At 70.7% G+C, this 25339-nt stretch carries 16 protein-coding genes; 5 read left to right on the forward strand and 11 right to left on the reverse strand.

The window, feature by feature from the left end:
• Positions 1-52: 52 nt before the first annotated feature.
• The 3 genes from treS to ACGFWE_RS39760 all read right to left on the reverse strand — a co-directional run bounded on the left by treS (position 53) and on the right by ACGFWE_RS39760 (position 5219).
• A complete protein-coding gene (gene treS, locus ACGFWE_RS39750) occupies positions 53-1753 on the reverse strand; it encodes a maltose alpha-D-glucosyltransferase (protein ID WP_352392118.1) in 1701 nt (566 codons plus the stop codon).
• On the reverse strand, positions 1750-3825 hold the full coding sequence (locus tag ACGFWE_RS39755; RefSeq protein WP_393605140.1) for an alpha-1,4-glucan--maltose-1-phosphate maltosyltransferase: 2076 nt from the start codon (positions 3823-3825) through the stop codon (positions 1750-1752). Before ACGFWE_RS39755 ends, treS begins: the two co-directional genes overlap by 4 nt.
• Before the next feature lie 191 nt (positions 3826-4016).
• The gene (locus tag ACGFWE_RS39760; protein WP_393605142.1) at positions 4017-5219 is read right to left on the reverse strand and encodes a S8 family peptidase; all 1203 of its coding nucleotides are present in this window, start codon (positions 5217-5219) and stop codon (positions 4017-4019) included.
• Positions 5220-5552: 333 nt separating this feature from the next.
• Between ACGFWE_RS39760 and ACGFWE_RS39765 the strand changes: the two genes are divergently transcribed.
• Positions 5553-8171 (forward strand): glycosyltransferase family 1 protein, encoded by a 2619-nt coding sequence (locus tag ACGFWE_RS39765; protein ID WP_352389291.1) that lies wholly within the window; start codon positions 5553-5555, stop codon positions 8169-8171.
• A gap of 31 nt (positions 8172-8202) precedes the next feature.
• Here ACGFWE_RS39765 and ACGFWE_RS39770 read toward each other — a convergent pair whose 3' ends face one another.
• The 7 genes from ACGFWE_RS39770 to ACGFWE_RS39800 form a co-directional block, all read right to left on the reverse strand.
• Positions 8203-8712 (reverse strand): DUF1990 domain-containing protein, encoded by a 510-nt coding sequence (locus tag ACGFWE_RS39770; protein WP_352389292.1) that lies wholly within the window; start codon positions 8710-8712, stop codon positions 8203-8205.
• A gap of 71 nt (positions 8713-8783) precedes the next feature.
• Positions 8784-10451, reverse strand: coding sequence for a M4 family metallopeptidase (locus tag ACGFWE_RS39775; protein ID WP_352389293.1), 1668 nt, complete (start codon positions 10449-10451; stop codon positions 8784-8786).
• Between the two features lie 284 nt (positions 10452-10735).
• The gene (locus ACGFWE_RS39780) at positions 10736-12784 is read right to left on the reverse strand and encodes a M4 family metallopeptidase (RefSeq protein WP_393605145.1); all 2049 of its coding nucleotides are present in this window, start codon (positions 12782-12784) and stop codon (positions 10736-10738) included.
• Positions 12785-13038: 254 nt separating this feature from the next.
• Positions 13039-14793: an ABC transporter ATP-binding protein gene (locus ACGFWE_RS39785; RefSeq protein ID WP_393605147.1), complete on the reverse strand. Its 1755-nt coding sequence runs from the start codon at positions 14791-14793 to the stop codon at positions 13039-13041.
• Positions 14790-16481, reverse strand: coding sequence for an ABC transporter ATP-binding protein (locus ACGFWE_RS39790; RefSeq protein ID WP_393605149.1), 1692 nt, complete (start codon positions 16479-16481; stop codon positions 14790-14792). Before ACGFWE_RS39790 ends, ACGFWE_RS39785 begins: the two co-directional genes overlap by 4 nt.
• A gap of 16 nt (positions 16482-16497) precedes the next feature.
• Positions 16498-18372, reverse strand: coding sequence for an ABC transporter ATP-binding protein (locus ACGFWE_RS39795; RefSeq protein WP_393605151.1), 1875 nt, complete (start codon positions 18370-18372; stop codon positions 16498-16500).
• Positions 18369-20165 (reverse strand): ABC transporter ATP-binding protein, encoded by a 1797-nt coding sequence (locus ACGFWE_RS39800; protein ID WP_393605153.1) that lies wholly within the window; start codon positions 20163-20165, stop codon positions 18369-18371. The genes ACGFWE_RS39795 and ACGFWE_RS39800 overlap by 4 nt, the downstream gene beginning before the upstream one ends.
• A 183-nt stretch (positions 20166-20348) precedes the next feature.
• Between ACGFWE_RS39800 and ACGFWE_RS39805 the strand changes: the two genes are divergently transcribed.
• Genes ACGFWE_RS39805 through ACGFWE_RS39820 form a run of 4 tightly spaced genes read left to right on the forward strand, consistent with a single transcriptional unit; the run spans position 20349 to position 23883 of the window.
• A complete protein-coding gene (locus ACGFWE_RS39805) occupies positions 20349-21254 on the forward strand; it encodes an ABC transporter ATP-binding protein (RefSeq protein WP_352389299.1) in 906 nt (301 codons plus the stop codon).
• The gene (locus ACGFWE_RS39810) at positions 21251-21985 is read left to right on the forward strand and encodes an ABC transporter permease (RefSeq protein ID WP_393605155.1); all 735 of its coding nucleotides are present in this window, start codon (positions 21251-21253) and stop codon (positions 21983-21985) included. The genes ACGFWE_RS39805 and ACGFWE_RS39810 overlap by 4 nt, the downstream gene beginning before the upstream one ends.
• Positions 21986-22010: 25 nt before the next feature.
• A complete protein-coding gene (locus tag ACGFWE_RS39815; protein ID WP_352389563.1) occupies positions 22011-23255 on the forward strand; it encodes a sensor histidine kinase in 1245 nt (414 codons plus the stop codon).
• A complete protein-coding gene (locus tag ACGFWE_RS39820) occupies positions 23245-23883 on the forward strand; it encodes a response regulator transcription factor (protein WP_352389301.1) in 639 nt (212 codons plus the stop codon). Before ACGFWE_RS39815 ends, ACGFWE_RS39820 begins: the two co-directional genes overlap by 11 nt.
• Here ACGFWE_RS39820 and ACGFWE_RS39825 read toward each other — a convergent pair.
• Positions 23880-25286 (reverse strand): sulfatase-like hydrolase/transferase, encoded by a 1407-nt coding sequence (locus ACGFWE_RS39825; RefSeq protein WP_352389302.1) that lies wholly within the window; start codon positions 25284-25286, stop codon positions 23880-23882. The two genes, ACGFWE_RS39820 and ACGFWE_RS39825, sit on opposite strands and share 4 nt — an antisense overlap.
• Positions 25287-25339: the final 53 nt, after the last annotated feature.

The raw sequence follows: 25339 nt of genomic DNA on the forward strand, positions 1-25339 counted from the left end.
ATGCGTGCCCCGGGTGGGGCGGTGGAAACCGCCCCACCCGGGCCTTCGTCGGCTAGGCGGGTTCCTTGCGGAGCCGGAACCAGTAGAACCCGTGCCCGGCGAGCGTCAGCAAGTACGGCAGATCACCGATGGCCGGGAACCGCACCCCGCCGAACAGCTCGACCGGATGCCGTCCGTTGAAGGCGCTCAGGTCCAGTTCCGTCGGCTGCGCGAACCTGGAGAAGTTGTGGACGCACAGGACCAGGTCGTCCTCGTACTCCCTCAGGAACGCGATCACCGCCGGGTTCGACGACGGGAGCTCGGTGTAGGAGCCGAGGCCGAAGGCGGCGTTCTGCTTGCGGATCTCGATCATCCGGCGGGTCCAGTGCAGCAACGAGGAGGGCGACGCCATCGACGCCTCGACGTTGGTGACCTGGTAACCGTAGACCGGGTCCATGATGGTCGGCAGATACAGCCGCCCGGGGTCACTGGAGGAAAACCCTGCGTTACGGTCCGGTGTCCACTGCATCGGGGTGCGGACCGCGTCCCGGTCGCCGAGCCAGATGTTGTCGCCCATGCCGATCTCGTCGCCGTAGTACAGGATCGGCGAGCCGGGCAGGGACAGCAGCAGGGCGGTGAACAGCTCGATCTGGTTGCGGTCGTTGTCGAGCAGGGGGGCGAGCCTGCGCCGGATGCCGATGTTGGCGCGCATCCGCGGGTCCTTGGCGTACTCGGCCCACATGTAGTCGCGTTCCTCGTCGGTGACCATTTCCAGGGTCAGCTCGTCGTGGTTGCGCAGGAAGATGCCCCACTGGCAGTTCTGTGGGATCGCCGGGGTCTTGGCGAGGATCTCCGAGACCGGGTAGCGCGACTCCCGGCGGACCGCCATGAAGATGCGCGGCATGACCGGGAAGTGGAACGCCATGTGGCACTCGTCGCCGCCGGCCTCGTAGTCGCCGAAGTAGTCGACCACGTCCTCCGGCCACTGGTTCGCCTCCGCGAGGAGCACCGTGTCCGGATAGGACGCGTCGATCTCCTTGCGGACCCGCTTCAGGAACTCGTGGGTTGCCGGAAGGTTTTCGCAGTTGGTGCCTTCCTCCTGGTAGAGGTACGGCACGGCGTCGAGGCGGAAGCCGTCGATGCCCAGGTCCAGCCAGAACCGCAGTGCGGAGATGATCTCCTCCTGCACGGCCGGGTTCTCGTAGTTGAGGTCCGGCTGGTGGGAGAAGAAGCGGTGCCAGTAGTACTGCTTGCGGACCGGGTCGAAGGTCCAGTTGGACGCCTCGGTGTCGACGAAGATGATCCGCGCGTCCGGGAACTGCTTGTCGTCGTCGGCCCACGTGTAGTAGTCGCCGTAGGGGCCGTCGGGGTCCCTGCGGGACTCCTGGAACCACGGGTGCTGGTCGCTGGTGTGGTTCATGACGAAGTCGATGATGACCCGCATGCCGCGCTGGTGGGCGGCGTCGACGAACTCCACGAAGTCGGCGAGGTCACCGAACTCCGGCAGCACGGCGGTGTAGTCCGAGACGTCGTAGCCGCCGTCCCGGAGCGGTGACTTGAAGAACGGCGGCAGCCACAGGCAGTCGACGCCCAGCCACTGCAGGTAGTCGAGTTTGGCGGTCAGGCCCTTGAGGTCGCCGACACCGTCGCCGTTGCTGTCCTGGAAGGAGCGGACCAGCACCTCGTAGAAGACCGCGCGCTTGAACCAATCCGGGTCCCGGTCCTTGGCGGGTGTGTCCTCGAAGGTGTCGTGGACGGGCTCGTTGACGATCATATTGTGGGTGACCCTCCGATCTGCGGGGTGGACGGTCGCAGGACGGTGAGGATGTGCGCGGGGCGAGTGCCCGGTTCGAGACGCACGTAGTTCGCCCTGCCCCAGTGGTAGGTCTCGCCGGTGAGCTCGTCGCGCACCGGCACCGACTCGTGCCATTCCAGGCCGAGTTGCGGCATGTCCAACGAGACCGTGGCCTCCTGGGTGTGGTGCGGATCGAGGTTCACGACCACCAGAACCGTGTTCGAGCCGCTCCGCTTCGAGTACGCGATCACCTCGTCCTTGTCCGCGTGGTGGAAGTGGAGGTCACGCAGCTGCCGTAGGGCCGGGCTGTCCCGCCTGATCGTGTTGAGCTGGGTGATCAGGGGGGCGAGGCTGTCCTCGCGGTCCCAGTCGCGGGCCTTGAGCTGGTACTTCTCCGAGTCCAGGTACTCCTCGCTGCCCTCCCGCACCGGGGTGTTCTCCGCCAGTTCGTAGCCGGAGTAGATGCCCCAGGTCGGCGAGAGGGTGGCGGCCAGGACGGCGCGCAGCGCGAACGCCGGACGGCCGCCGTGCTGGAGGAATTCATGCAGGATGTCGGGGGTGTTGGTGAAGAAGTTCGGCCGCATGTAGGAGGCCGCCTCACCCGAGAGCTCCGTCAGGTACTCGGTGAGCTCTTCCTTGGTGGTGCGCCAGGTGTAGTACGTGTACGACTGCTGGAAGCCGATCTGCGCCAGGGTGTGCATCATCGCCGGCCGGGTGAACGCCTCCGCCAGGAAGATCACGTCCGGGTCGGTGGCGTTGATGTCCGCGATCACCCGCTCCCAGAACACCACCGGCTTGGTGTGCGGATTGTCCACCCGGAAGATCCGCACCCCGTGGTCCATCCAGTGCCGCAGCACCCGCAGCGTCTCCGCGATCAGCCCCTCCAGGTCGGCGTCGAAGGCGATCGGGTAGATGTCCTGGTACTTCTTCGGCGGGTTCTCCGCATACGCGATGGTGCCGTCGGGGCGGTGGTGGAACCACTCCGGGTGCTTGTGCACCCAAGGGTGATCGGGGGAGCACTGCAGGGCGAAGTCCAGCGCGATCTCCAGACCCTGCCCCTTGGCCTCCTGCACGAACCAGTCGAAGTCCTCGATCGTGCCCAGATCCGGGTGGACCGCGTCATGCCCGCCCTCCGGCGAACCGATCGCCCACGGCACGCCCACATCGTCCGGGCCCGCGGACAGGGTGTTGTTGCGGCCCTTGCGAAACGTCGTGCCGATCGGATGGATCGGCGGCAGATACACCACGTCGAAACCCATCGCGGCGATCGCCGGCAGCCGCCGGGCCGCGGTACGGAACGTGCCGTGCGGGTGCTCCGGCGTGCCCTCCGAACGCGGGAAGAACTCGTACCACGACCCGAACAGCGCCCGCTCCCGCTCCACCAGCAGCGGCAACGTCTCCGACGCCGTGATCAACTCCCGCAGCGGATACCGCGCCAGCACCGCGTCCACCTCGGGCGTCAGTGCTGCGGCGAGACGGGCGGCGGCCGGCCGGGTCTCGTCGCGGAGGGCGCGGACGGCCGCGAGGATCACGCCGTTCCGGCCGTCGTCGGGCACGCCGGCGGCGGCCCGCTCGTAGAGCCGGGCGCCCTCCTCCAGGACCAGTTCGGTGTCCATGCCGGCCGGGATCTTGATCTGGGCGTGGTGCCGCCAGGTGGTGATCGGGTCGCCCCAGGCCTCGACGGTGAAGGTCCACAGGCCGGGTGTCCCGGCGGTGACGGTGGCGCCCCAGCGGTCGGTGCCCGGGGTGAGTTCCCGCATGGGGGTCCAGGGCCCGGCGCGGTCTTCCGGATCCCTCAGTACGACATTGGCGGCGACCGCGTCATGACCCTCACGGAACACGGTGGCCGAGATCTCGAACGTCTCGCCGGTGACCGCCTTGGCGGGCCGGCGTCCTCGCTGGACGACCGGGCGGACGTCGAGGACGGGTATGCGGCCGACGGCCGTAGCCGGTCCCGCCTCCGTGGAGGGTCGCTCCTCGGGCGGCGGTCCGGGGTCGACGGGGCGTGTGGTGGACGTCAGGGGTGCTGACTGGTGGTGCGTGGCGGGCATGACCGCTCCTGTCCGCGTCAACTTCGGGTGGGCGGATGTATGTGGGAGGGGGTCCTGAGGCGTCTACCGCAGGAGCCTTCCCACCCTATTCGGGTGAGCAATCCGGCACTTTGCTAACTACTCACGCGTATGTCTTTACACAAAACCGGCCCCGTTCTGGCCGAACGGGGCCGGCTTGCGGACGCCTTCCCCTAGGAACCGGGCACCTGAAGGAGTTTGTCCGGTGAACCGGCCCCCCGACCGGACACCGTCCCGGAGGCCGCCAGCTTGACCAACGCTTTGCCGACCTGGGCCGGAGTGGCCCTCGGATGGTCGGCCAGGTAGAGCGCGGCCGCGCCCGCCGCGTGCGGGGTGGCCATCGACGTACCCGAGTAGGTCGCCCTGGCGGTGTCACTGCGGATGCCCGCCGAAACGATCGATACACCTGGGGCGAACAGATCGAGAGCCGATCCGTAATTGGAGAAACCCGCCCGTGCGTCCGTCGGGTCGGTCGCGCCGACCGTGATCGCCTGGGGCACGTCGGCGGGGGAGTACAGCCCGGCCGACCGTCCGTCGTTGCCCGCGGCGACCGTGTAGGTCACCCCGGACGCGATGGAGGTGCGGACGGCGGCGTCGAGCTGGGCACTGTGGTGACCGGCCAGGCTGAGGTTGGCGACCGCCGGCTTGCGCGCATGCTTCGTCACCCAGTCGACACCCGCGATGACCTGGGCGATCGTGCCCGATCCGGTGCTGTCGAGGACGCGTACGGCGACCACCTCGGCCCGTTTCGCGACGCCGTATCCGGTGCCGGCGACGGTGGCCGCGACATGGGTGCCGTGGCCGTTGCCGTCGCCCGCCGAGGGGTCGCTCCCGACGAAGTCCCAGCCGTAGGACGCCCGGCCCCCGAAGTCCTTGTGGGAGATCCGGATGCCGGTGTCGATCACGTACACCGTCGTCCCGGCGCCCGCGGACCGCGGCCAGGTGTAGGACCTGTCCGGCGACGCCTTCGGCTGGTCCAGGCGGTCGAGGCCCCAGGACGGCGGGTTCTTCTGGATGCCCTCCAGGGTCACCCGGGTGTCCTGGACGACCGAGGCGACCCGTGGGTCCGCCGCCAGTCGCCCGGCCCGTCTCTCGTCGGTCCGCACGGCGTAGCCGTTGAGCACCGCGCCATAGGTATGGCTGATTTTCGCCCCGTACTTCTCGGCGATGTCCTTTCCGGCCACCGACCGGGCCTGCGTTCCCCCCTTGAGTGTCACCAGGTAACTCCCGCTGACGGAACCGGGCTCTCCGGCGCCGAGTATCCGCCCCTGTGGTGCGGCGTGCGCGGGCGGGGTGATGGCCGAAAGAGCGGCGGCACAGCTCACCGCGGTCAGGCCCCCCACCCAGCGCAGACGCCGATTGCGCGTCCGTGCCATGACTTGAGTTCCCCTCCTCACCTCGGCGTACGGCAGCCACGGCACGCCGGATGCACCCGGCGCCGGGCGGTACGCCATGGGGCAGCCTCTCGTGCGGTGTGAAGTACCACAAGGACGCCTACGGGGGTGTAATCGGCCATATCCGCTATGGGAGGACGTGGGGAGGTTGCGGCGATTTCCGGACTGTTCGATCCGGGAGGGCTTGAGGGCGACACGGCCTTCTGCTGTGAACCGCGCCGTGGTGACGACACCCTCCGCACGGATACCGTCAAGGCTGAAGACGGGACGCACACCGCCGTGTGTCCCACTCCGCTCCGCTCGCCGAGGTGGAATGTGAAGGCGATCCGTCGATTCACCGTCCGACCCGTACTCCCCGATGCCCTGCGGCCCCTGAGCGATCTGGCGCGCAATCTGCGCTGGTCCTGGCACGCGGAGACCCGTGATCTCTTCCAGTCCGTCGATCCGGAACGCTGGGCCGCCTCGGGCGGTGATCCCGTACGGCTGCTCGGCAGCGTGCGCCCCGCCCGGCTCGCCGAACTCGCCGAGGACCGCCGTTTCCTGCGCCGGCTCACCGCGGCCGCCGACGATCTCCACGACTACGTCACCGGTGAGCGCTGGTATCAGGCCCACACCGGTGAACTCCCGGCCGCCGTCGCCTACTTCTCGCCCGAGTTCGGCGTCACGGCCGCCCTGCCGCAGTACTCCGGCGGTCTGGGCATCCTGGCGGGCGACCATCTGAAGGCCGCCAGCGACCTGGGCGTACCGCTGATCGGTGTGGGCCTGCTGTACCGCCACGGCTACTTCCGCCAGACCCTGTCCCGGGACGGCTGGCAGCAGGAGCACTATCCGGTCCTGGACCCCCACGAGCTGCCGGTGGCGCTGCTGAGGGAGGCCGACGGCACCCCGGCCCAGGTGTCGCTGGCCCTGCCCGGCGGCAGGCAGCTGCACGCCCGGATCTGGCTCGCCCAGGTCGGCCGCGTGCCCCTGCTGATGCTGGACTCCGACGTCGAGGACAACGACCTCGGCGAACGCGGGGTGACCGACCGGTTGTACGGCGGCGGCAGCGAACACCGGCTGCTCCAGGAGATGCTGCTCGGCATAGGGGGCGTCCGGGCCGTACGGACGTACTGCCGGCTGACCGGCCACGCCGACCCCGAGGTCTTCCACACCAACGAGGGGCACGCCGGGTTCCTCGGCCTGGAGCGGATCGCCGAACTCTGCGACCAGGGGCTGGACTTCGACGCCGGTCTGGAGGCGGTCCGGGCGGGGACCGTGTTCACCACGCACACCCCCGTCCCGGCCGGCATCGACCGCTTCGACCGTGAACTGGTCGCCCGGCACTTCGGCCCCGACGCCGAACTCCCGCGCATGGACGTGGGCCGCATCCTGGCGCTGGGCATGGAGACCTACCCGGGCGGCGAACCCAACCTCTTCAACATGGCCGTGATGGGTCTGCGCCTCGCCCAACGCGCCAACGGCGTCTCCCTGTTGCACGGGCAGGTCAGCCGGGAGATGTTCTCCGGACTCTGGCCGGGATTCGACCCCGAGGAGGTGCCGATCACCTCCGTGACCAACGGGGTGCACGCCCCGACCTGGGTCGCGCCCGAGGTGTTCCGGCTCGGCGCGCGGCAGATCGGCGCCCAGCGCACCGAGGACGCGATGACCGTCGGCGGCTCGGACCGCTGGGACGCCGTGGGAGACATCCCCGACCAGGACGTCTGGGAGCTGCGCCGTTCGCTGCGGGAGCAGCTGGTGATGGAGGTACGGGACCGGCTGCGCGCGTCCTGGCGTCAACGCGGTGCCGGGACGGCGGAGTTGGGCTGGATCGACGGTGTCCTCGACCCCGATGTGCTGACCATCGGATTCGCGCGCCGCGTCCCGTCGTACAAGCGCCTGACCCTCATGCTGCGGGACCGCGACCGTCTGATGGACCTGCTCCTGCACCCCGAGCGCCCGATCCAGATCGTGGTGGCGGGCAAGGCGCACCCGGCGGACGACGGCGGAAAACGGCTCGTCCAGGAGCTGGTGCGGTTCTCCGACGACCCGCGGGTGCGCCACCGGATCGTGTTCCTGCCGGACTACGGCATGGCGATGGCCCAGAAGCTCTACCCGGGCTGCGACATCTGGCTCAACAACCCGCTGCGGCCGCTGGAGGCGTGCGGGACCAGCGGGATGAAGGCGGCACTCAACGGCTGCCTGAACCTGTCCGTCCTGGACGGCTGGTGGGACGAGTGGTTCCAGCCCGACTTCGGCTGGGCGATCCCGACCGCGGACGGCGTGGGGACCGACCCCGACCGCCGTGACGACATAGAGGCCGACGCCCTCTACGACCTCCTGGAACAGCGGGTGACACCCCGCTTCTACGAGCGCGGCCAGGGGGGTCTGCCCGACCGCTGGATCGAGATGGTCCGCCAGACGCTCACGCTGCTTGGCCCGAAGGTCCTGGCGGGCCGCATGGTCCGCGAGTACGTGGAACGCCTCTACGCCCCCGCGGCCGAGGCCCACCGCACGATGGTCCCGGACGCGGCGCGCGAACTGGCGGAGTGGAAGGCCAGGGTGCGGGCCGAGTGGCACGGGGTGACGGTCGACCACCTGGAGACCACGGCCGCGACGACCACGGCCGAACTCGGCACCACGCTGGGACTGCGGGTCCGTGTCGGTCTCGGCGCGCTCGGCCCGGACGACGTGGAGGTCCAGGCGGTCTCCGGCCGCGTGGACGAGGAGGACCGCATCGCGGACGCGGCGACGGTCCCGCTGAAGCCGGTGGGCGGCCCGGACCCGGACGGCCGCTGGGTCTACGAGGGCCCGCTGTCCCTGGACCGCACGGGCCCCTTCGGCTACACGGTCCGCATCCTGCCCACACATCGACTGCTGGCGTCGGGCGCGGAGCTCGGGGTGGTGGCGGTGCCTTCGGAGGAGGTGGTGGAGGGGGCCGGGGTGCTGCTGCGGTGAGCGGCGGGGGCGCGGGCCGGGCGGTTTCCGCTCAGCCCGCGTCCTCTCCGCCGCACAGCTTCCGCAGCACCGTTCCGCACTTTCGCGCGTACGCGTGCTGCAGGCCCCGGGTCGCCGGGCCGCCCGCCCTGGAATACCACTTCGCCCCCCTGCTGAAGGCCGACACCGTCAGCCACACCGTGCCGTCGCCCGTGCGGTCGACGACGAAGGACTCCTCGCCGGATTCGGGGTGGCCGGTCAGGGTGCCGTAGGCCCAGCCGGCGCGGCGGTGTTCCTCGACCGTCCAGACCACCCGGCAGGGGGCCTTGATGACGCCGGCCAGGGTGACCGTCACGTCCACGTCGGGGGCCGCGCGGTCCGCGGTGGTGTCTATGCCGACGCCGAGGGCGCGGTGCATCTCCCAGGTCAGGACCGCCTCGGAGGCCTTCCGGAAGACGTCGTGGCCCTCGCCTATGCGCGTGCGGACATGCAGGGGGTGGAAGCCGGGCGGGCAGAATCCGCTCCGCCGGGTCGCGCCGACGTCGTCGTACGTGAAGGACATGGGACCCAAGAGTAGGGCGGCACCCGGAAATGCCTTCGTTCCGGGTACCGCCCGTCGTGTCTCCCGTGGAGCTAGCTCACGTTGACCGCGGACCAGGCCGCGGCCACCGCCTTGTACTCGGTGCTGGTCGAGCCGTACAGGGCGGACGCCGCGGAGAGCGTGCCGGTGCGGGCCGACTTGTAGTTGGTCGTCGACGTGAAGTACGTCGTCAGCGCCTTGTACCAGATCTGCAGCGCCTTGGCGCGGCCGATGCCGGTGACCGTGGAGCCGTTGGACGTCGGCGAGTTGTAGGACACGCCGTTGATGGTCTTGGCGCCACTGCCCTCCGAGAGGAGGTAGAAGAAGTGGTTCGCCACGCCCGACGAGTAGTGGACGTCCAGGTTGCCGACGGAGGAGGACCAGGAGTCCGCCGAGCCGCCGTCCTTGCTGGGCTTGTCCATGTAGCGCAGCGGGGTGCCGTCGCCGTTGATGTCGATCTCCTCGCCGATGAGGTAGTCACCGACGTCGTTGGAGTTGGCCGCGTAGAACTCGACACCCGTGCCGAAGATGTCCGAGGTCGCCTCGTTGAGACCACCGGACTCGCCGGAGTAGTTCAGGCCCGCCGTGTTCGAGGTGACGCCGTGGCTCATCTCGTGGCCGGCCACGTCCAGCGAGGTCAGCGGGCTGACGTTGCCCTCGCCGTCGCCGTACGTCATGCAGAAGCAGCTGTCGTCCCAGAACGCGTTCACGTACGCGTTGCCGTAGTGGACGCGGGAGTACGCGCCGACGCCGTTGTTCTTGATGCCGCTGCGGCCGAAGGTGGACTTGTAGAAGTCCCACGTCTCCTGTGCGCCGTAGGTGGCGTCCACGGCCGCGGTCTGGTCGGCGGTGGAGCTGGAGGCCGCGCCGGTGCCCCACACGTTGTCGGCGTCCGTGAACAGCGTGCCCGCCGACGAGCTGGTGCCGTGCGACTTGTTGTACGTCTTGTGGCTGCCGCGCGTGGCGTCCGTGAGGTTGTACGTCGAGCCGGACTGCGTGGTGCTGAGGCTGACCGTGCCCGAGTACAGGCTCTTGCCGGTACCGGTCGCGTTCTCGATGCCCTGGTACTCGTAGAGCTTCTTGCCGGTCGCGGCGTCGGTGATGACGTGCAGCTGGTTCGGGGTGCCGTCGTCCTGGAAGCCGCCGACGATCGTCTCGTAGGCGAGGACGGGCGTGCCGTTGCCGGCCCAGATCACCTTGCGCGCGCCGTCGGCCGCGGTCTTGTCCGAGCCCGCGGCCTTGGCGGCGGTCAGGGCCTGCGTCTCGGCCTTGGCGGCGGAGAGCTTCGGAGTCACGGAGGCGACCTTGATGGTGGCCTTCGTCGCCTTGGAGACGCCCTCGGTCGCACCGGACTTCGACTCGTGGACGACCAGGTCGCCGCCGAGGACGGGCAGGCCGTCGTAGGTGCGCTCGTAGCGGGTGTGGACCGTGCCGTCGGCGTCTCTGACGACGTCCTTGACGACCAGCTTCTCCTTGGCGCCGAGGCCTATCTCCTGGGCCGTGGTGCCGGCGTCGGCCTGCTGCTCCTTGATGAGGGAGGTGCGCGCGGCCGCGGACAGCTGGACCGGGGCGCCGGCGAGGGTGGCCTTGCCGGTGCTCTCGGCCGGGGTCACGGCGGCGGCACTGCCGGTGGTAAGGCCGGTGGTGAGCAGGGCTCCGGCCGCCACGGCGGTGGCGATGGCCAGAGTGGTGCGCTTGTGACGCGCGTAGAGGGGGGTCACACAAGCTCCTTCGTGGGGGAGCCCGGACGGCGTGGGGTTGCCCTCCGGGGTGGTTGTGAAGTTGTGCGGCGGTTGTGAGGAAGCGTGGCATCAAGGCGCGTACATGTCATGACCCCCAAGTGATGTTGGCCGAAAGTCGACGGCTGGATGAACATTGCAGGCATGTAAACCGCGTTGACCTGGGCAAAGCGCCAACAAGCCATCAGTCATGGGAAGGCAAAAAGAGGGCGCCGCCCCGGGGATTCGAACCACCGGGACGGCGCCCTGACTTGGAGGTCGCGGACCTACGGGAAGGTCAGCTTCCAGCCGTTGATGTAGCCGGTGTCCTGGGCCGCGTTGTCCTGGACCCGCAACTGCCAGGTCCCGTTGGCGACCTCGGACGACGCGTTCACCGTGTACGTGGTGTTGAGGTTGTCGGTGCTGCCGCCGGTGCCGTACGCCTTCAGCGTGTACGCCGTGCCGTCGGGGGCGATCAGCTGCACCCGGAGGTCACCGATGTAGGTGTGCACGATGTCGACCGAGACCGCGAGGTTCGAGGGCGCGTTGCCCGTACGCCCTGAGACGGTGACAGGCGAATTGACCGCCGCCCCGTTGTCCGGAATCGATACGTCGGTGGTCGACTCGAACGAGGTGCCGCCACCGCCGCCACCGCCGGGACGCGAGCCGACCGCCACGCCCGCCCAGGCGTTCGCCACGGCCGTGTACTCGGCGCTCGTCGTACCGTACAGCTCACCCGCCGCCGCGAGGGTGCCGGTGCGGGCCGCCGCGTAGTTGGTGGTGGAGGTGAACTTGGTGGTCAGGGCGCGGAACCAGATCTTCTCCGCCTTGTCCCGGCCGATACCGGTGACCGGGAGGCCGTCCGAGGTCGGGGAGTTGTAGGTGACACCGTTGATGGTCTTGGTGCCGCTGCCCTCCGACAGGAGGTAGAAGAAGTGGTTCGCGGGGCCGGACGAGTAGTGGACGTCCACCGACCCGATCCCCGAGTACCAGCTGTCCTTGGACGCGCCGTCCTTGCTCGGCTTGTCCATGTAGCGCAGCGGGGTGCCGTCGCCGTTGATGTCGATCTCCTCGCCGATGAGGTAGTCACCGACGTCGGCGGAGTTGTTGGCGTAGAACTCGACGGCCGTGCCGAAGATGTCGGAGGTCGCCTCGTTCAGTCCGCCGGACTCGCCCGAGTAGTTGAGCCCCGCGGTGTTCGCCGTGACGCCGTGGGTCATCTCGTGACCGGCCACGTCGATCGCCGTCAGCGGGTGGGTGTTGCCCGACCCGTCGCCGTACGTCATGCAGAAGCAGCTGTCCGACCAGAACGCGTTGACGTAGTTGTTGCCGTAGTGGACCCGGGAGTACGCGCCCACCCCGTCACCGCGGATACCCGAACGCCCCTGCACGTTCTTGTAGTAGTCCCACGTGAGCGCGGCACCGTAGTGCGCGTCCGCGCCGGCCGTCTCCGCGTTCGAGGAGCTGCCGTTGCCCCAGACGTCGTCCGGGCCCGAGAAGAGGGTGCCGGTGCCGGAGGTGCCGCGGTTGAGGTTGTACGTCTTGTGGCCGCCGCGCGCCCCGTCGGTGAGGTTGTACGTGGAGCCGGACTGCGTGGTGCCGAGGGTGACCGCGCCGCTGTACGTGGTGTTGCCGGTGCCGGTCTCGATGCCCTGGTACTCGTAGAGCTTCGCGCCGGTCGCCGCGTCCGTGACGACGTGCAGTTCGTTCGGCGTGCCGTCCTCCTGGAGGCCGCCGACGACCGTCTCGTACGCCAGGGTCGGGGTGCCGTTGCCGGCCCAGATCACCTTGCGCGGGGCTCGGTTGGTGTCGGCCTTGTCGGCGCCGGCCGCCTTCGCGAGCGTGAGCGCCTGCTTCTCGGCCTTGGCGGCGGGCAGGGCCGCGGTCGTGGTGGCCGGCTTGATGGCCTTGGCGGTCGCCTTGACGACACCCTCGGTCGCACCGGACTTCGCCGTCTCCACGACGAGGTCGCCGCCGAGGACGGGCAGACCGTCGTAGGTGCGCTCGTAGCGGGTGTGGAGCGTGCCGTTGCCGTCCTTGACGACGTCACGGACGACCAGCTTCTCCTTGGCGCCGAGGCCGAGGTCCTTGGCGGTGTCCGCCTTGGTGGCGTTCGCCTCGCGTATCAGCTCGGCACGCTGGGCGGGGGTGAGCTTGAGGGACTCGGCGCCCGGTATCACCTTGCTCGCGGCCGACGGTGCCTTCGCCGGGGCTGCGGTGGCGGCGCCCGACTGGACGGCCGCGGCGATCAGGGCGGACACACCGACGAGGGCCACGGCGGCGGCCTTGCGGTGCAGGGTGTGGGGGGTGCGTCTGTGGGAGGACCTGTCTCTCAACACTGACTCCTTCTGCGCGGCCGCGGATCACGCGGCCAGGGGAGACCGGACGGTGGGTCGACCGTCCGGGCGGTACGCGGAACGAGGTGCAGGCGGCCGAGGATCGGAACACAGCGAGACATCTGTGAGGTTGCTGTGAGGCGGCCGTGGGAAGAGTGGCACCGGAAAGCCCGTACTGTCAGGAGCGCGTCAGGAAGTTGGCCAAAAACGGTTCGTTGTCCGGTAGTTCATGTTCGATATACGGTCCCGTGGGATCAGCTCCCGTCCGGCCCCCCGTGCCACGACCCCCACAGCGCCGCGTACGCCCCGTCCGCCGCCACCAGCTCCTCATGCGTGCCGAGCTCGGTCAGTCTGCCGTTCTCCATCACCGCCACCCGGTCCGCGTCGTGCGCGGTGTGCAGCCGGTGCGCGATCGCGATGACCGTGCGCCCTTCGAGTACGGCGCCCAGGGCACGCTCGGTGTGCCGCGCGGTCGTGGGATCGAGGAGCGCGGTCGCCTCGTCGAGGATCAGGGTGTGCGGGTCCGCCAGCACCACCCGGGCCAGGGCCAGTTGCTGCGCCTGCGAGCCGTCCGTACGGTGACCGTCCTGGCCGAGCGCGGTGTCGAGCCCCTCGGGCAGCTCCCGCACCCAGCCGTCGGCCCCTACGGCGGTCAGGGCTGCCCACAACTCCTCGTCCCCGGCACCGGGTTCGGCGATGAGGAGGTTGTCGCGGACCGTGCCCAGGAAGACGTGGTGCTCCTGGGTGACCAGGACGACCTGGCGGCGCAGTTGCTCGGGGCCCAGGCCCACGACGGGGACCCCGCCGACGGTCACCGATCCGGAAGTCGGCGCGTCGACGCCCGCGAGCAGCCTGCTCAGGGTGGTCTTCCCGGCGCCGGACGGGCCGACCACCGCAAGCCGTTCACCGGGGCGAACGGTCAGGTCGACGCCGTGCAGGACCTCGCCGCCGCGGCCGTAGGAGTAGCGCACGCCGGTCACGTCGATGCGGTCGTCGGCGGGGACGGGGGAGTCCCCGGAGTCGGCCCGCGGGGCCGCGGCGAGACCCTCGACGCGGGCGAACGAGGCGCCGCTGGACTGGAGTTGCTCGACCCGCACGAGGATCTGGTCGAGCGGAGTGACCAGTTGCTGCAGATACAGGGCGGCCGCCACGACCGAGCCCAGGCTCATCGCGCCCCGCGCGTGCAGCATTCCGCCGACCAGGAGCACACCGGCCACGGGCAGGATGTACGCCACCTCCACCACCGGGAAGAACACACTGCGCAGGTAGAGGGTGTACAGGCGGGTGCGGCGGGACGTGTCGAGGGCCTCCCGGCTCGCCCGGACGCGCCGCTCCTCGAGGCGCAGCGCCTCGACCGTGCGGGCGCCGGACGCGGTGGCCGCGAGGATCTCGGCGACGTCGGAGGTGGCCTCGCCCTCGGCCAGATAGCCGTCCCTGGCCCGGCGCAGATACCAGCGCAGGACGAACCAGATGGGCAGCAGACCGAACACGCCGACCGCGCCGAGCAGCGGGTCCAGGACGAACACCGCGGCGAGCAGGAACACGAACTGCACCGAGTTGATGAGCAGTTCGGGGCCCGCGTCGCGGAGCGTGGTGCCGACGGTGGCGACATCGGCGGTGCCGCGGGCGGTGAGGTCACCGGTGCCGGCGCGTTCCACGACGGAGGCGGGCAGCGCGAGCGTACGGTTCACGAACTCCTCGCGGACCCGGGCCAGGGTGCGTTCGCCGAAGCGGTGGCCGACATAGCGGGCCCAGCGGGCCAGCAGGAGCTGGGTGCCCGCGCACCCCACGAGGACGAGGGAGAGCCGGTCCACCGCGCCCACCCCCTCACCGGCGCGCACCTCGTCGATGATCCGGCCGAGCAGCCACGGACCGGCGAGGCCGGTGACGGCGGCGAGTGCGTTCAGGGCGAGGACGGCGGTGAAGGCGCGGGCGTCCTCGCGGATCAGCCGGGCGGACGCGCGCCGTACGGTGGCCTGATCGGCGACCGGCAGATGGCCCCTGCTCACTTCATGACCTCCACGTCCCGGGCGACCAGTGCGCGGTATCCCGGTTCCGTCGCGAGCAGTTGCTGATGGGTGCCGGTCGCCGCGAGTTTGCCGTCGACCAGGTACAGGACCGTGTCGGCGTGGTCGAGGACGAGGGGCGAGGTGGTGGTGACGGCCGTGGTGCGGCCTTTGCGGGCCTCGCGCAGGCGCTCGGCCACGAGGGCTTCCGTGTGGGCGTCCAGGGCCGAGGTGGGTTCGGTGGCGAGCAGGACCTGCGGGTCGGCGAGGAGGGCCCTCACCAGCCGGACGCGTTGGCGCTGACCGCCCGAGAGGTTGCGGGCCTGGGCGTCGATCGGTGAGTCGAGGCCGTCCGGGAGGCCTTGGACGATGTCGTCCGCCACGGCCGCGTGCAGGGCGGCCGCGGGGTCGCGGTCCGAGCCCGTGATCACTTCGCGCAGGGTGCCCGCGAACAGGTCCGCCTCGTGGTCCGCCATCAGGATGTGCTCTCTGACGTGGGGCAACCGGATCTCGTCCAGGGGGACTCCGGCCCAGGTCGCCTGCGACGGCGTGTAGCGGGCCACCCGGTCCAGCACCGCCGCCGTGTCCGCGGGGTGGGCCGAGGCCAGCGCCGTCAGACGGCCCGGGAGGATGCGTACGCCCGACTCCGGATCGTGCAGCACCGAGGGCTCCGCCGGGGCGTCCCGTGTGCCCCGGTCCTCCAGCGGCTCCAGGCGCAGGAAGGCGACGACCCTCCGCGCCGCCACCACGCCCCGGCTCAGTTGGTACCCGCACTCCACCCAGAACGCCACCGGCCCCACCAGGACCGCGACATAGCCGTACACCGCCACCAACTCGCCCACGGTGATGTCCCCCTGGGCGGCCAGCCGGGCCGCGAGCCAGGTGACGACGGCGAGGAACAGGGTGGGCAGGCCCACGCCGAGGGCCTGGACCCAGCTGGTGACCGCGCCGACCCGGTAGCCCTGCTCCTGCAGGTGCCGGCTGTCGCGGTGGAAGGCGTCGGCGACCAGGCCCTTGCCGCCCAGACCGTTGAGGACCCGCAGACCGCCCGCGAGGTCGGCGATACGGGCGGTGAGGACACCCTGGCGGTCGCGGTACTCCGTCTCGGCACCTTGGAGGCGGGACAGGAAGGGGCCCACCAGGAGGACGATCGCCGGGATGCCGAGGAGGACCACGGCCGCGAGGACCGGGGAGACCGAGACCAGCAGGGCGGCGACCGTCAGATAGGCGACGCACGCTCCGACGCCCGGGCCGACGACGGTCAGGGCGCCCGCGATCGTCTGCACGTCGCCCACCCCGATCGTGACGACCTCACCGGCCCCGGTGCGGCGCGAGAGCGCGGCGCCGAGGCGGACCGCCTGTCCGACGACCACCTTGACCGTGCGGAAGTTGGCGTCCATCCGCACCCGGGTCATCGTGCGGTGCCGCATGATGCTCAGCCAGGCGTTGAACGAACCGACCACGAACAGCGCGCAGCTCCAGCCGGCCAGCGCCGCCCAGTTCCCCGGCTCCAGCCCCTCGTCGATCGCCTTCGCCATCAGATACGGCGTCGCCGCCAGCAGCACCATCCAGGTACTGCCCAGCAGCGCGCCGGCCACCGACCGCCCCGGCTGGCAGCGCACCAGCCACCACAGATACCGCCAGCCGCCCCGGACATCGGGCGTACCCGGGTCCTCGTACGCGTCGATCACACGTCCCCCTGGTCGCTCACGCCAGACTGTCCCGCCACGCCCGGTGCAGATCCGCGAACCGGCCCGTGCCCGCGACGAGTTCGGCCGGTGTGCCGTCCTCGACGATCCTGCCGTGCTCCATGACGAGCACCCGGTCGGCGATCGCCACGGTCGACAGCCGGTGCGCGATCACCACGGCCGTACGGCCCTTGAGGACCGTCGCCATCGCCCGCTGCACCGCCCGCTCGCCCGGGATGTCGAGCGAGCTGGTCGCCTCGTCCAGGATCAGCACCGCCGGATCGGCGAGCAACGCCCGCGCGAACGCCACGAGTTGACGCTGACCCGCCGAGATGCGACCGCCGCGCTTGCGTACGTCCGTGTCGTACCCGTCGGGCAGCGCGCTGATGAAGTCGTGCGCACCGATCGCCTTCGCGGCCTGCTCGATCTCCTCGCGCGTGGCGTCCGGGCGGCCGAGCGCGATGTTCTCGGCGACCGTGCCGGAGAACAGGAACGCCTCCTGCGTCACCGTGACCACCCCGCGCCGCAGTTCGGGCACGGCCAGCTCGCGCAGGTCCACGCCGTCCAAAAGGACGCGCCCCTGCGAGGGGTCGTAGAAACGGGCGAGGAGTTTGGCGAGCGTCGACTTCCCGGCGCCGGTCGAGCCGACCACCGCGACGGTCTGTCCGGCGGGGAGGGTGAGGTCGAAGCGGGGCAGTACCTCGCCGCCGGTGCGGTAGGCGAACGAGACCCCTTCGAAGACGACCTCACGGCCGGGACGGTCCGCGGACTCCAGTGCCGGCAGTTGCCTGGGCGTCGACGGCTCGGGCACGGTCGGGGTCTGGGCGAGCAGGCCCGCGATCTTCTCCAGGGAGGCCGCCGCCGACTGGTAGGAGTTCAGGAACATCCCGAGCCGGTCGATCGGGTCGTACAGCCGCCGCAGGTACAGCACCGCGGCCGCCAGCACACCCAGCTCCAGCGAGTCCTGCGCCACCCGGTAGGCACCCCACAGCACGATCCCGGCGACGGCCGTGTTGGCGACCAGCCGGGACCCGACGACATAGCGGGCCATCTCCAGGAGCGCGTCGCCGTTGACCCGCTCGTGCCGCTTGTTCAGTACGGCGAACTCGGCGTCGTTGGCCGCTTCGCGACGGAACGCACGCACCGGCCGGATGCCGTTCATCGTCTCCACGAACTTCACGATCACAGCGGCGATCGCGGTCGACCGCTTCCGGTACACCCGGCCCGCACGCTGCCGGTAGACCCGCACCAGCAGATACAGCGGCACGAAGGACGCCACCGCGACCGCGCCGAGCCCGAGGTCCAGCCAGAGCAGCAGGGCGGAGATGTAGAGGAAGGACAGGATGACGGTGACGAGCTCCTGAAGCCCCTCGTTGAGCAGTTCGCGCAACGACTCCACGTCCGTCGTCGAGCGGGAGATCAGCCGGCCCGAGGTGTAGCGCTCGTGGAAGTCGATGCTCAGCGCCTGCGCATGGCGGAAGATCCGGCCGCGCAGGTCGAGCAGCACATCCTGGTTGACGCGCGCGGAGGCCAGGATGAACGCGTACTGGAGCCCGCCGGAGGCCAGCGAGCACAGCAGATAGCCGGCGCCGACGGCGATCAGCGGGCCGTTGTCGTGGTCGCGGAACGCGGGCACCGCGCGGTCGATGGCGTACGCCACCAGCAGCGGACCCGCCTGCACGGCCGCCTGCTGAAGCAGCAGCAGGAACGTGGTGAGGGTGACCCGCGCCCGCATCGGGGCGAGCAGGGAGCGCAGCAGGAGGGAGGTGGCGCGCGGGGGAGTGGGCAGGACGTCGTGGTCGAAGGCGTCCACCGCGTCCTCGCGGTGGCTCGCTTCCGGCTCGTCGTCCGCCGTGGGGGCGTTGGTGGGGGCCTTGGTGGTGGGGGCCGTCATCGGTCGTCCTCCGCTTCCCCGGTACCGGACATGAGGTGGGCGTACTCGGCGTTCGTGCGCAGCAGTTCGTGGTGGGTGCCCACGGCGGTGATACGGCCGTCGGACAGCAGCGCGACGCGGTCGGCGAGCAGCACGGTCGAGGGGCGGTGAGCGACGATGAGCGCGGTGGTCTCCGCGAGGACGTCGCGCAGCGCCGCCTCCACAGCGGCCTCGGTGTGCACGTCCAGCGCGGACAGGGGGTCGTCGAGGACGAGGAACCGGGGCTTGCCGACCACGGCCCGCGCGAGGGCGAGGCGCTGGCGCTGGCCGCCGGAGAGGCTGAGGCCCTGCTCGCCGACCCGGGTGTCGGTGCCGTGGGGGAGAGCGTGCGCGAAGTCGGCCTGTGCCACGGCGAGGGCGCGGTCCAGTTCCTCTTCGTCCATGCCCAGCAGGACGTTGTCCTTGACGCTGGCCGAGAAGAGGGTGGGCTCCTCGAAGGCGACAGCGACCTTTGAGCGCAGCTCTTCTCTGGACATGGCGGTGATGTCCTCGCCGTCCAGGGTGATGTGGCCGGATGTCACCTCGTGGAGGCGGGGGACGAGGGCGGTGAGGGTCGTCTTGCCGCTGCCCGTCGTGCCGACCAGGGCCATGGACTCGCCGGGGCGGATGTGGAGGTCGATGAGGTCGAGGATGGGCGGGGAATCGGAGGGGGCGTCGGGGTAGCGGAACCGGACGTTTCGGAACCGGAGGCCATCGTTGTCGGATGACGGCCGGTGGGGGCTGGTCGCGCCGTTCCCCGCGCCCCTTGAGTAGGTTTCCTGCTCCGGTGATTCATCGATCACCTCGAAATAGCGCTCCGTCGCCGTCACCGCCTCCTGGGTCATCGCCAGGAGGAAGCCGATGGACTCCACCGGCCACCTGAGCGCGAGTGCCGTCGACAGGAAGGCGACCAGCGTTCCGGCCGACAACTCCCCGTCCGCCACCTGCACACAGCCCAGCACCAGGGCCGCGCCGATGGCCACCTCCGGGAGGGTGGTGATCACGCCCCAGATCGTGGCCAGCAGCCGCGCCTTGTGCAGCTCGGTTCCCCGCAGCTTCCCGGTCAGCTCGCGGAACGCCCGCGCCTGCGACCGGTGTCGCCCGAACCCCTTGATGATGCGGATGCCGAGCACGCTCTCCTCGACGACCGTCGTGAGGTCGCCGACCTGGTCCTGGGCGAGCCGCGCCACCCGGTGGTACCGCTTCTCGAAGACCACGCACGTGATCATCACGGGGATGGCCGGACCCAGGATCACCAGCCCCAGCGTCCAGTCCTGGAGCAGCATGATGGTCACGCCGACGATGATCGTCACGGCGTTGACCAGCAGGAAGGTCAGCGGGAAGGCCAGGAACATGCGCAGGAGCATGAGGTCGGTGGTGGCCCGGGACAGCAGCTGGCCGGATGCCCAGCGGTCGTGGAAGGTCACCGGGAGGCGCTGGAGGTGCCGGTACAGGCCCGCCCGCATCTCCGCCTCCACGTGGGAGAGCGGTCTCGCCACCAGCCACCGCCGCAGCCCGAACAGCAGTGCCTCCGCGAACCCGAGCAGCAGCAGGTACAGCGCCCCGCGCCATACGCCCGCCGTGTCCCCGTCGGCGACCGGGCCGTCCACCATCCACTTCAGGACGAGCGGGATCACCAGGCCCGTACAGGAGGCGAGGATCGCGACGGACGCGGCGGTGAACAGCCGCGCGCGGACCGGGCGGACGTACGGCCACAGGCGCAGCAGGGACCTCACGGCCGATCGGTTCTTGGTGGTTGCATGTGTGAGGGACATCAACAGCGAGCCTACGGACCGGCACTGACAACGCCCACCTGGTTTTGGCCGGACCTGGATCGGCCGCTGGTCCTACGACCTGCATGTTCGAGGGGTCGTACGGCCGCATCCACCGATCGGTTGATGCCGGGTCGAGCGCGACGGGCGATGTGGCGGCGGGGTCCGGCCCGGGACGCTGGGGCCATGTCCGTCATCGAAGTCAGCGAACTGCGCAAGTCCTACGGCGGCCGGGCCGTCGTCGACGGTGTCTCCTTCGCCGTCGAGGAGGGCGAGATTTTTGGAATTCTTGGCCCGAACGGCGCCGGGAAGACCACCACCGTCGAGTGCGTCGAGGGGCTGCGGACTCCCGACGCGGGCCGCGTCCGGGTCACCGGCCTCGACCCCGTCGCCGACCACGCGCGGGTGGCCCGCGTCCTCGGCGCCCAGCTCCAGGAGAGCGAACTCCAGGCCAAGCTCACCGTCCGTGAGGCCCTGGAGCTGTACACCGCGTTCCACGACAGGCCCCTCGACTGGCGGCCGCTCGCCGAGCGCCTGGGGCTCACCCAGAAGCTCACTACCCGGTTCGGCAAGCTCTCCGGCGGCCAGAAGCAGCGCCTGTTCATCGCGCTCGCCCTCGTCGGCAACCCCCGGGTCGTCGTCCTGGACGAGCTGACCACCGGCCTCGATCCGCGCGCCCGCCGCGACACCTGGGAGCTCATCGAGGACGTCCGCGCGAACGGCGTCACCGTGCTGCTCGTCACCCACTTCATGGAGGAGGCGCAGCGGCTCTGCGACCGGATCGCCGTCATCGACAAGGGCCGGGTCGCCGCCCTGGACACCCCGGCCGGGCTCGTCCGGCGCTCGGCGGGCGCCACCGTCATCACCTTCACGCCGTCCGCCCCGCTCGACGCGCACGAGCTCAACGCGCTGCCCGCCCTCGCCTCGATCGAGGACCGGGACGGCCACCTCACCCTGTCCGGCACCGACGAGACCGTGAACGCCGTGATCACCCTGCTCGCCCGCCGCCACGTCACCGCCCACCAGCTCCGCGTCGTCGACGCCACCCTCGACGACGCGTTCCTCGACCTGACCCAGGAGGCCACGGCATGAACACCGCCGTACTGCGGACCGAGGTCCGTCTCTTCCGCCGCGAACCCGGCGCCCTCTTCTGGATCCTGCTGTTCCCGACCCTGCTCCTGGTGATCCTCGGCTCGATCCCGTCCTTCCGGGACCACGACCCCGACCTCGGCGGCCTCAGGACCATCGACGTCTACGTCCCGGTGGCCGTGCTCCTCGGCCTGATCGTCGCCGGCCTCCAGTCCATGCCCCAGACCCTCACCGGCTACCGCGAGCGCGGCATCCTGCGCCGCATGGCCACGACCCCCGTCCGGCCGTCCGCCCTGCTCACCGCGCAGATGACCGTCTACGGCGGTGCCGCCCTGGCGTCCGCGCTGCTCGCCCTCCTCGTCGGCCGGTTCGCCTTCGCCGTACGGCTGCCCGATCAGCTCGCCGGATATCTGCTGGCGCTGGTCCTGGCCGTGCCGGCTGCCCTGGCGCTCGGCGCGGTGATCTCCGCCCTGTCCCGCACGACGAAGATCGCCGGCGCCATCGGATCGGCCGTGTTCTTCCCGTCGATGTTCTGCGCGGGCGTGTGGGCGCCGGTGCAGACCATGCCGGACCTCCTCGCCCGGATCGTCGGGTACACGCCGTTCGGCGCGGCCGCCGAGGCACTGAACCGGGCCGCGGCCGGCGACTGGCCGGGCTGGACCCACCTCGGCGTCCTCGTCGCCTGGACGGTGCTGCTCACGGCCGCCGCGTCGCGCTGGTTCCGCTGGGAGTGAGGAACAGGCCGTGCAGACTGGGCAGATGAACGCGTCGGACGCCAGGATCGACCGGTACTGGGAGCGGCTGCACGTCTGGGGACCGTACGGACTGCTCGGCACGGGCCTCGTCCTCGCGGTCGTCTCCGCGGGCATCATGGACGGCCCCGTCGACTGGTATCTCGTCGGGGCCCTGGTCGGCGCCGCGCTCCTGCTCCAGACGTGGTGGCACGGCACCCGGCGCCGCCGCGTCCGCCGTGGCCGCAGCCCCTCCCCGGCCGGGACCCTCTACTACTCCGCCCGCTGGGCGATCGCCTTCCTCCTCACCTGGCTCAACCCGTTCTTCGCGTTCTTCGCGGCCAGCGGCTACATGGACGCCGACGAGCTGATCCCGGGCCGGTGGCGGCGGCTCGGACTCTTCGCCAGCGCGGTCACTGTCGCGGGCGCGCAGGCCGGCGGACTGATGCCGGAAAGCACCGCCCAGTGGCTCGGGTTCGCCGCGCTCCTGGCCGCCAACTTCGGCCTCCAGTCGGTGGTCGCCCACATCACCGAGCAGGAGGAGCAGCGCTCCCGCGAGCGGACCTCGACCATCGAGGCCCTGCAACAGGCGCTCGACGAGAACGCCGCCCTGCACGCCCAACTCCTCGTCCAGGCACGCGAAGCGGGCGTCGCCGACGAGCGCCGGCGGCTCGCCGCCGAGATCCACGACACCCTCGCCCAGGGACTGACAGGGATCATCGCCCAGCTCCAGGTCGTGGCGAACACACCCGACGAGAACCAGGCCCGCGCACACGTCCACCGGGCCATGGACCTCGCCCGCCACAGCCTCGGCGAGGCGCGCCGCTCGGTGCACAACCTCGCCCCGGTCGCCCTGGACGACGCCGGGCTCCCCGAGGCCCTGAAGCAGACGGTCACCGACTGGGGCGAACGCACCGGTGTCCGCGCCGAGTTCACCGCCACCGGCACCGCGCAGCAGCTCCACGAGGAGATCGCGGCCACCCTGCTGCGCATCGCCCAGGAGGCCCTCTCCAACGCCTCCCGGCACGCCCGGGCCGGCCGCCTCGGCGTCACCCTGACCTTCCTGGGCGACGAGGTCATCCTCGACATCCGCGACGACGGCGTCGGCTTCGACCCGCTCGCCCTGCCCGCCCGCACCCGCACCGGCGGCTTCGGCCTCGACGGCATGCGGGCCCGCGCCGAACGCGTCGCGGGCTCCCTCACCGTCGAGTCCGAACCGGGCCACGGCACCGCGCTGTCGGCTCGCGTACCGTTGGTCCGCCATGACCGGTGACATCTCGGTGCTGATCGTCGACGACCATCCCGTCGTACGGGACGGTCTGCGCGGCATGTTCGCGTCCGCGCCCGGATTCACCGTCCTCGGCGAGGCGTCCGACGGCGTCGAGGCCGTCGAGCGGGCCGCCGAGCTCGACCCCGACGTGATCCTGATGGACCTGCGGATGCCGGGCGGCGGCGGGGTGGACGCCATCCGCGAGCTGACCCGCGCCCGGACCCGCGCGAAGGTCCTCGTCCTGACGACGTACGACACGGACTCCGACACCCTGCCCGCCATCGAGGCGGGAGCGACCGGCTACCTCCTCAAGGACGCCCCGCGCGACGAACTGTTCACCGCCGTGCGGGCCGCGGCGCAGGGCCGCACGGTGCTCTCCCCGGCCGTGGCGTCCCGGCTGGTCTCGGCGGTCCGCGCCCCCAGGGCCTCCGGCAACGAGCCCCTGTCCGCCCGTGAGCGCGAGGTGCTGGCCCTGGTCGCCAAGGGCACGTCCAACCGCGAGATCGCCCGCGAACTGTTCATCAGCGAGGCGACCGTGAAGACCCACCTCACCCACCTGTACGCCAAGCTGGCCGTCAAGGACCGCGCGGCGGCGGTCGCCGCGGCGTACGAGCGGGGGATCCTCGGCTAACCGGGATACGGCAGCAGCCCGGCGGCCGTCCTCTCCCATGCGGCCTTCAGTTCCGCGAGCAACTCCGGCTCGTCCGGGGCCAGGTCGGCCTGTTCGCGCAGGTCCGCGCCGAGGTCGTAGAGGTGGTCCTGGCCGGCCGAGTCCTGGTAGTACTTCCAGCGTCCGCGTCTGAGCGCCCGGTTGGCCCTGACCCGCCAGAACAGGTCCCGTTCCGGCAGCCGTTCGTTCCGCAGCAGGTACCCGGCCAGGCTCCTGCCGTCCAGCGGGTACGCCGGGTCGGGGCGGGCGCCGGCCAGCTCCAGGAAGGTCGCCGTCCAGTCCGGGGAGAAGTTCGGCTCGTGGCTGACCTGGTTGCCGTCGATGCGGTGCGGCCAGCGCACGATCGTCGGAACGCGGATGCCGCCCTCCAACAAGGAGGCCTTCTCGCCGCTCAGTGGCCACAGGTACGACCAGCGTTCGCCGCCGTTGTCGCTGGCGAAGTACACCAGCGTGTGCTCCTCCTGACCGGAGCGGCGCAGCGCGCCGAGCACCTCGCCGACGGCCGCGTCCAGGCTTTCGACCATCTCGGTGTACTTCGCGACCGAGCCGCCGTCGTTGTGCAGGAGCGCGGCGGTCACCTCGGCCTGGCTGCCGGCGTGGCGGATCCTCTCCGCGATCTCGGCACCCGTCTCCTCGTCGCCCTCCGCGAGCCACGGCCAGTGCGGGGTGGTGAAGTTGAGGTTGAGCAGCCACGGCCTGTCATGGTCGCGGCTCACGTACTCCACGGCCCGCTCGGTCAGGACCTGCGTGTAGTAGCGCAGGTCCGTGTACTCGGCGTCGCCCTCGTAGAGGTCGTAATCACCGAGCTGCCCGAGCTTGGAGAAGTACTCCAGCACGCCGCCGTGGTTGCCGAAGAACTCGTCCCAACCCGACTTGGTCGGGCTGTGGTCGGGCAGCCAGCCGCAGTGCCACTTGCCGATGAGCGCGGTGGCGTAACCGGCCTGCTTCAGCAGCGAGGCCAGCGTCGGGTGGTTCGGGTCGAGCCCCTGCGTCCTGTTGGCGATCGGTTCGGCGAGGCCGCCCCTCGTACGGCCCGGATACCGCCCGGTGTACAGACTGAACCGCGTCGGCGAGCAGGTCGCCGACCCCGAGTAGGCGTCGGTGAACCGCACCCCCTGCCGGGCCAGCCGGTCCAGGTTCGGCGTCCTGATGTGCGGGGCGCCGTACGAGGAGAGGTCGGCCCAGCCGAGGTCGTCGCCGAGGATGACCAGAAGGTTGGGCCGCTTCCCGGACCCGGAGGCGGCACGGGCCCTGAACGGGCGCTCGGCGGGTGCGGCTTCAGCGGCAGTGGCCGTACCGGCGACGGCGGTCACGGCACCGCCGCCGACGAGACCACCGAAGGCACGGCGGGATATCTCGGGCATGCGACCGAGTCTGATCAGCGGGTCGGTGCCATGGCCAGGGATCACGCCGGGAG

This window comes from Streptomyces sp. NPDC048523 (assembly GCF_043199815.1).
Lineage (GTDB): Bacteria > Actinomycetota > Actinomycetes > Streptomycetales > Streptomycetaceae > Streptomyces.

Bases quoted from the DNA above. Each gene is read 5' to 3' on its own strand.
- ACGFWE_RS39810 (WP_393605155.1), top strand. From the start codon at position 21,251: ATGAACACCGCCGTACTGCGGACCGAGGTCCGTCTCTTCCGCCGCGAA.
- ACGFWE_RS39825 (WP_352389302.1), bottom strand. From the start codon at position 25,286: ATGCCCGAGATATCCCGCCGTGCCTTCGGTGGTCTCGTCGGCGGCGGT.
- ACGFWE_RS39815 (WP_352389563.1), top strand. From the start codon at position 22,011: ATGAACGCGTCGGACGCCAGGATCGACCGGTACTGGGAGCGGCTGCAC.
- treS (WP_352392118.1), bottom strand. From the start codon at position 1,753: ATGATCGTCAACGAGCCCGTCCACGACACCTTCGAGGACACACCCGCC.
- ACGFWE_RS39755 (WP_393605140.1), bottom strand. From the start codon at position 3,825: ATGCCCGCCACGCACCACCAGTCAGCACCCCTGACGTCCACCACACGC.
- ACGFWE_RS39805 (WP_352389299.1), top strand. From the start codon at position 20,349: ATGTCCGTCATCGAAGTCAGCGAACTGCGCAAGTCCTACGGCGGCCGG.
- ACGFWE_RS39770 (WP_352389292.1), bottom strand. From the start codon at position 8,712: ATGTCCTTCACGTACGACGACGTCGGCGCGACCCGGCGGAGCGGATTC.
- ACGFWE_RS39795 (WP_393605151.1), bottom strand. From the start codon at position 18,372: ATGACGGCCCCCACCACCAAGGCCCCCACCAACGCCCCCACGGCGGAC.
- ACGFWE_RS39800 (WP_393605153.1), bottom strand. From the start codon at position 20,165: ATGTCCCTCACACATGCAACCACCAAGAACCGATCGGCCGTGAGGTCC.
- ACGFWE_RS39820 (WP_352389301.1), top strand. From the start codon at position 23,245: ATGACCGGTGACATCTCGGTGCTGATCGTCGACGACCATCCCGTCGTA.
- ACGFWE_RS39760 (WP_393605142.1), bottom strand. From the start codon at position 5,219: ATGGCACGGACGCGCAATCGGCGTCTGCGCTGGGTGGGGGGCCTGACC.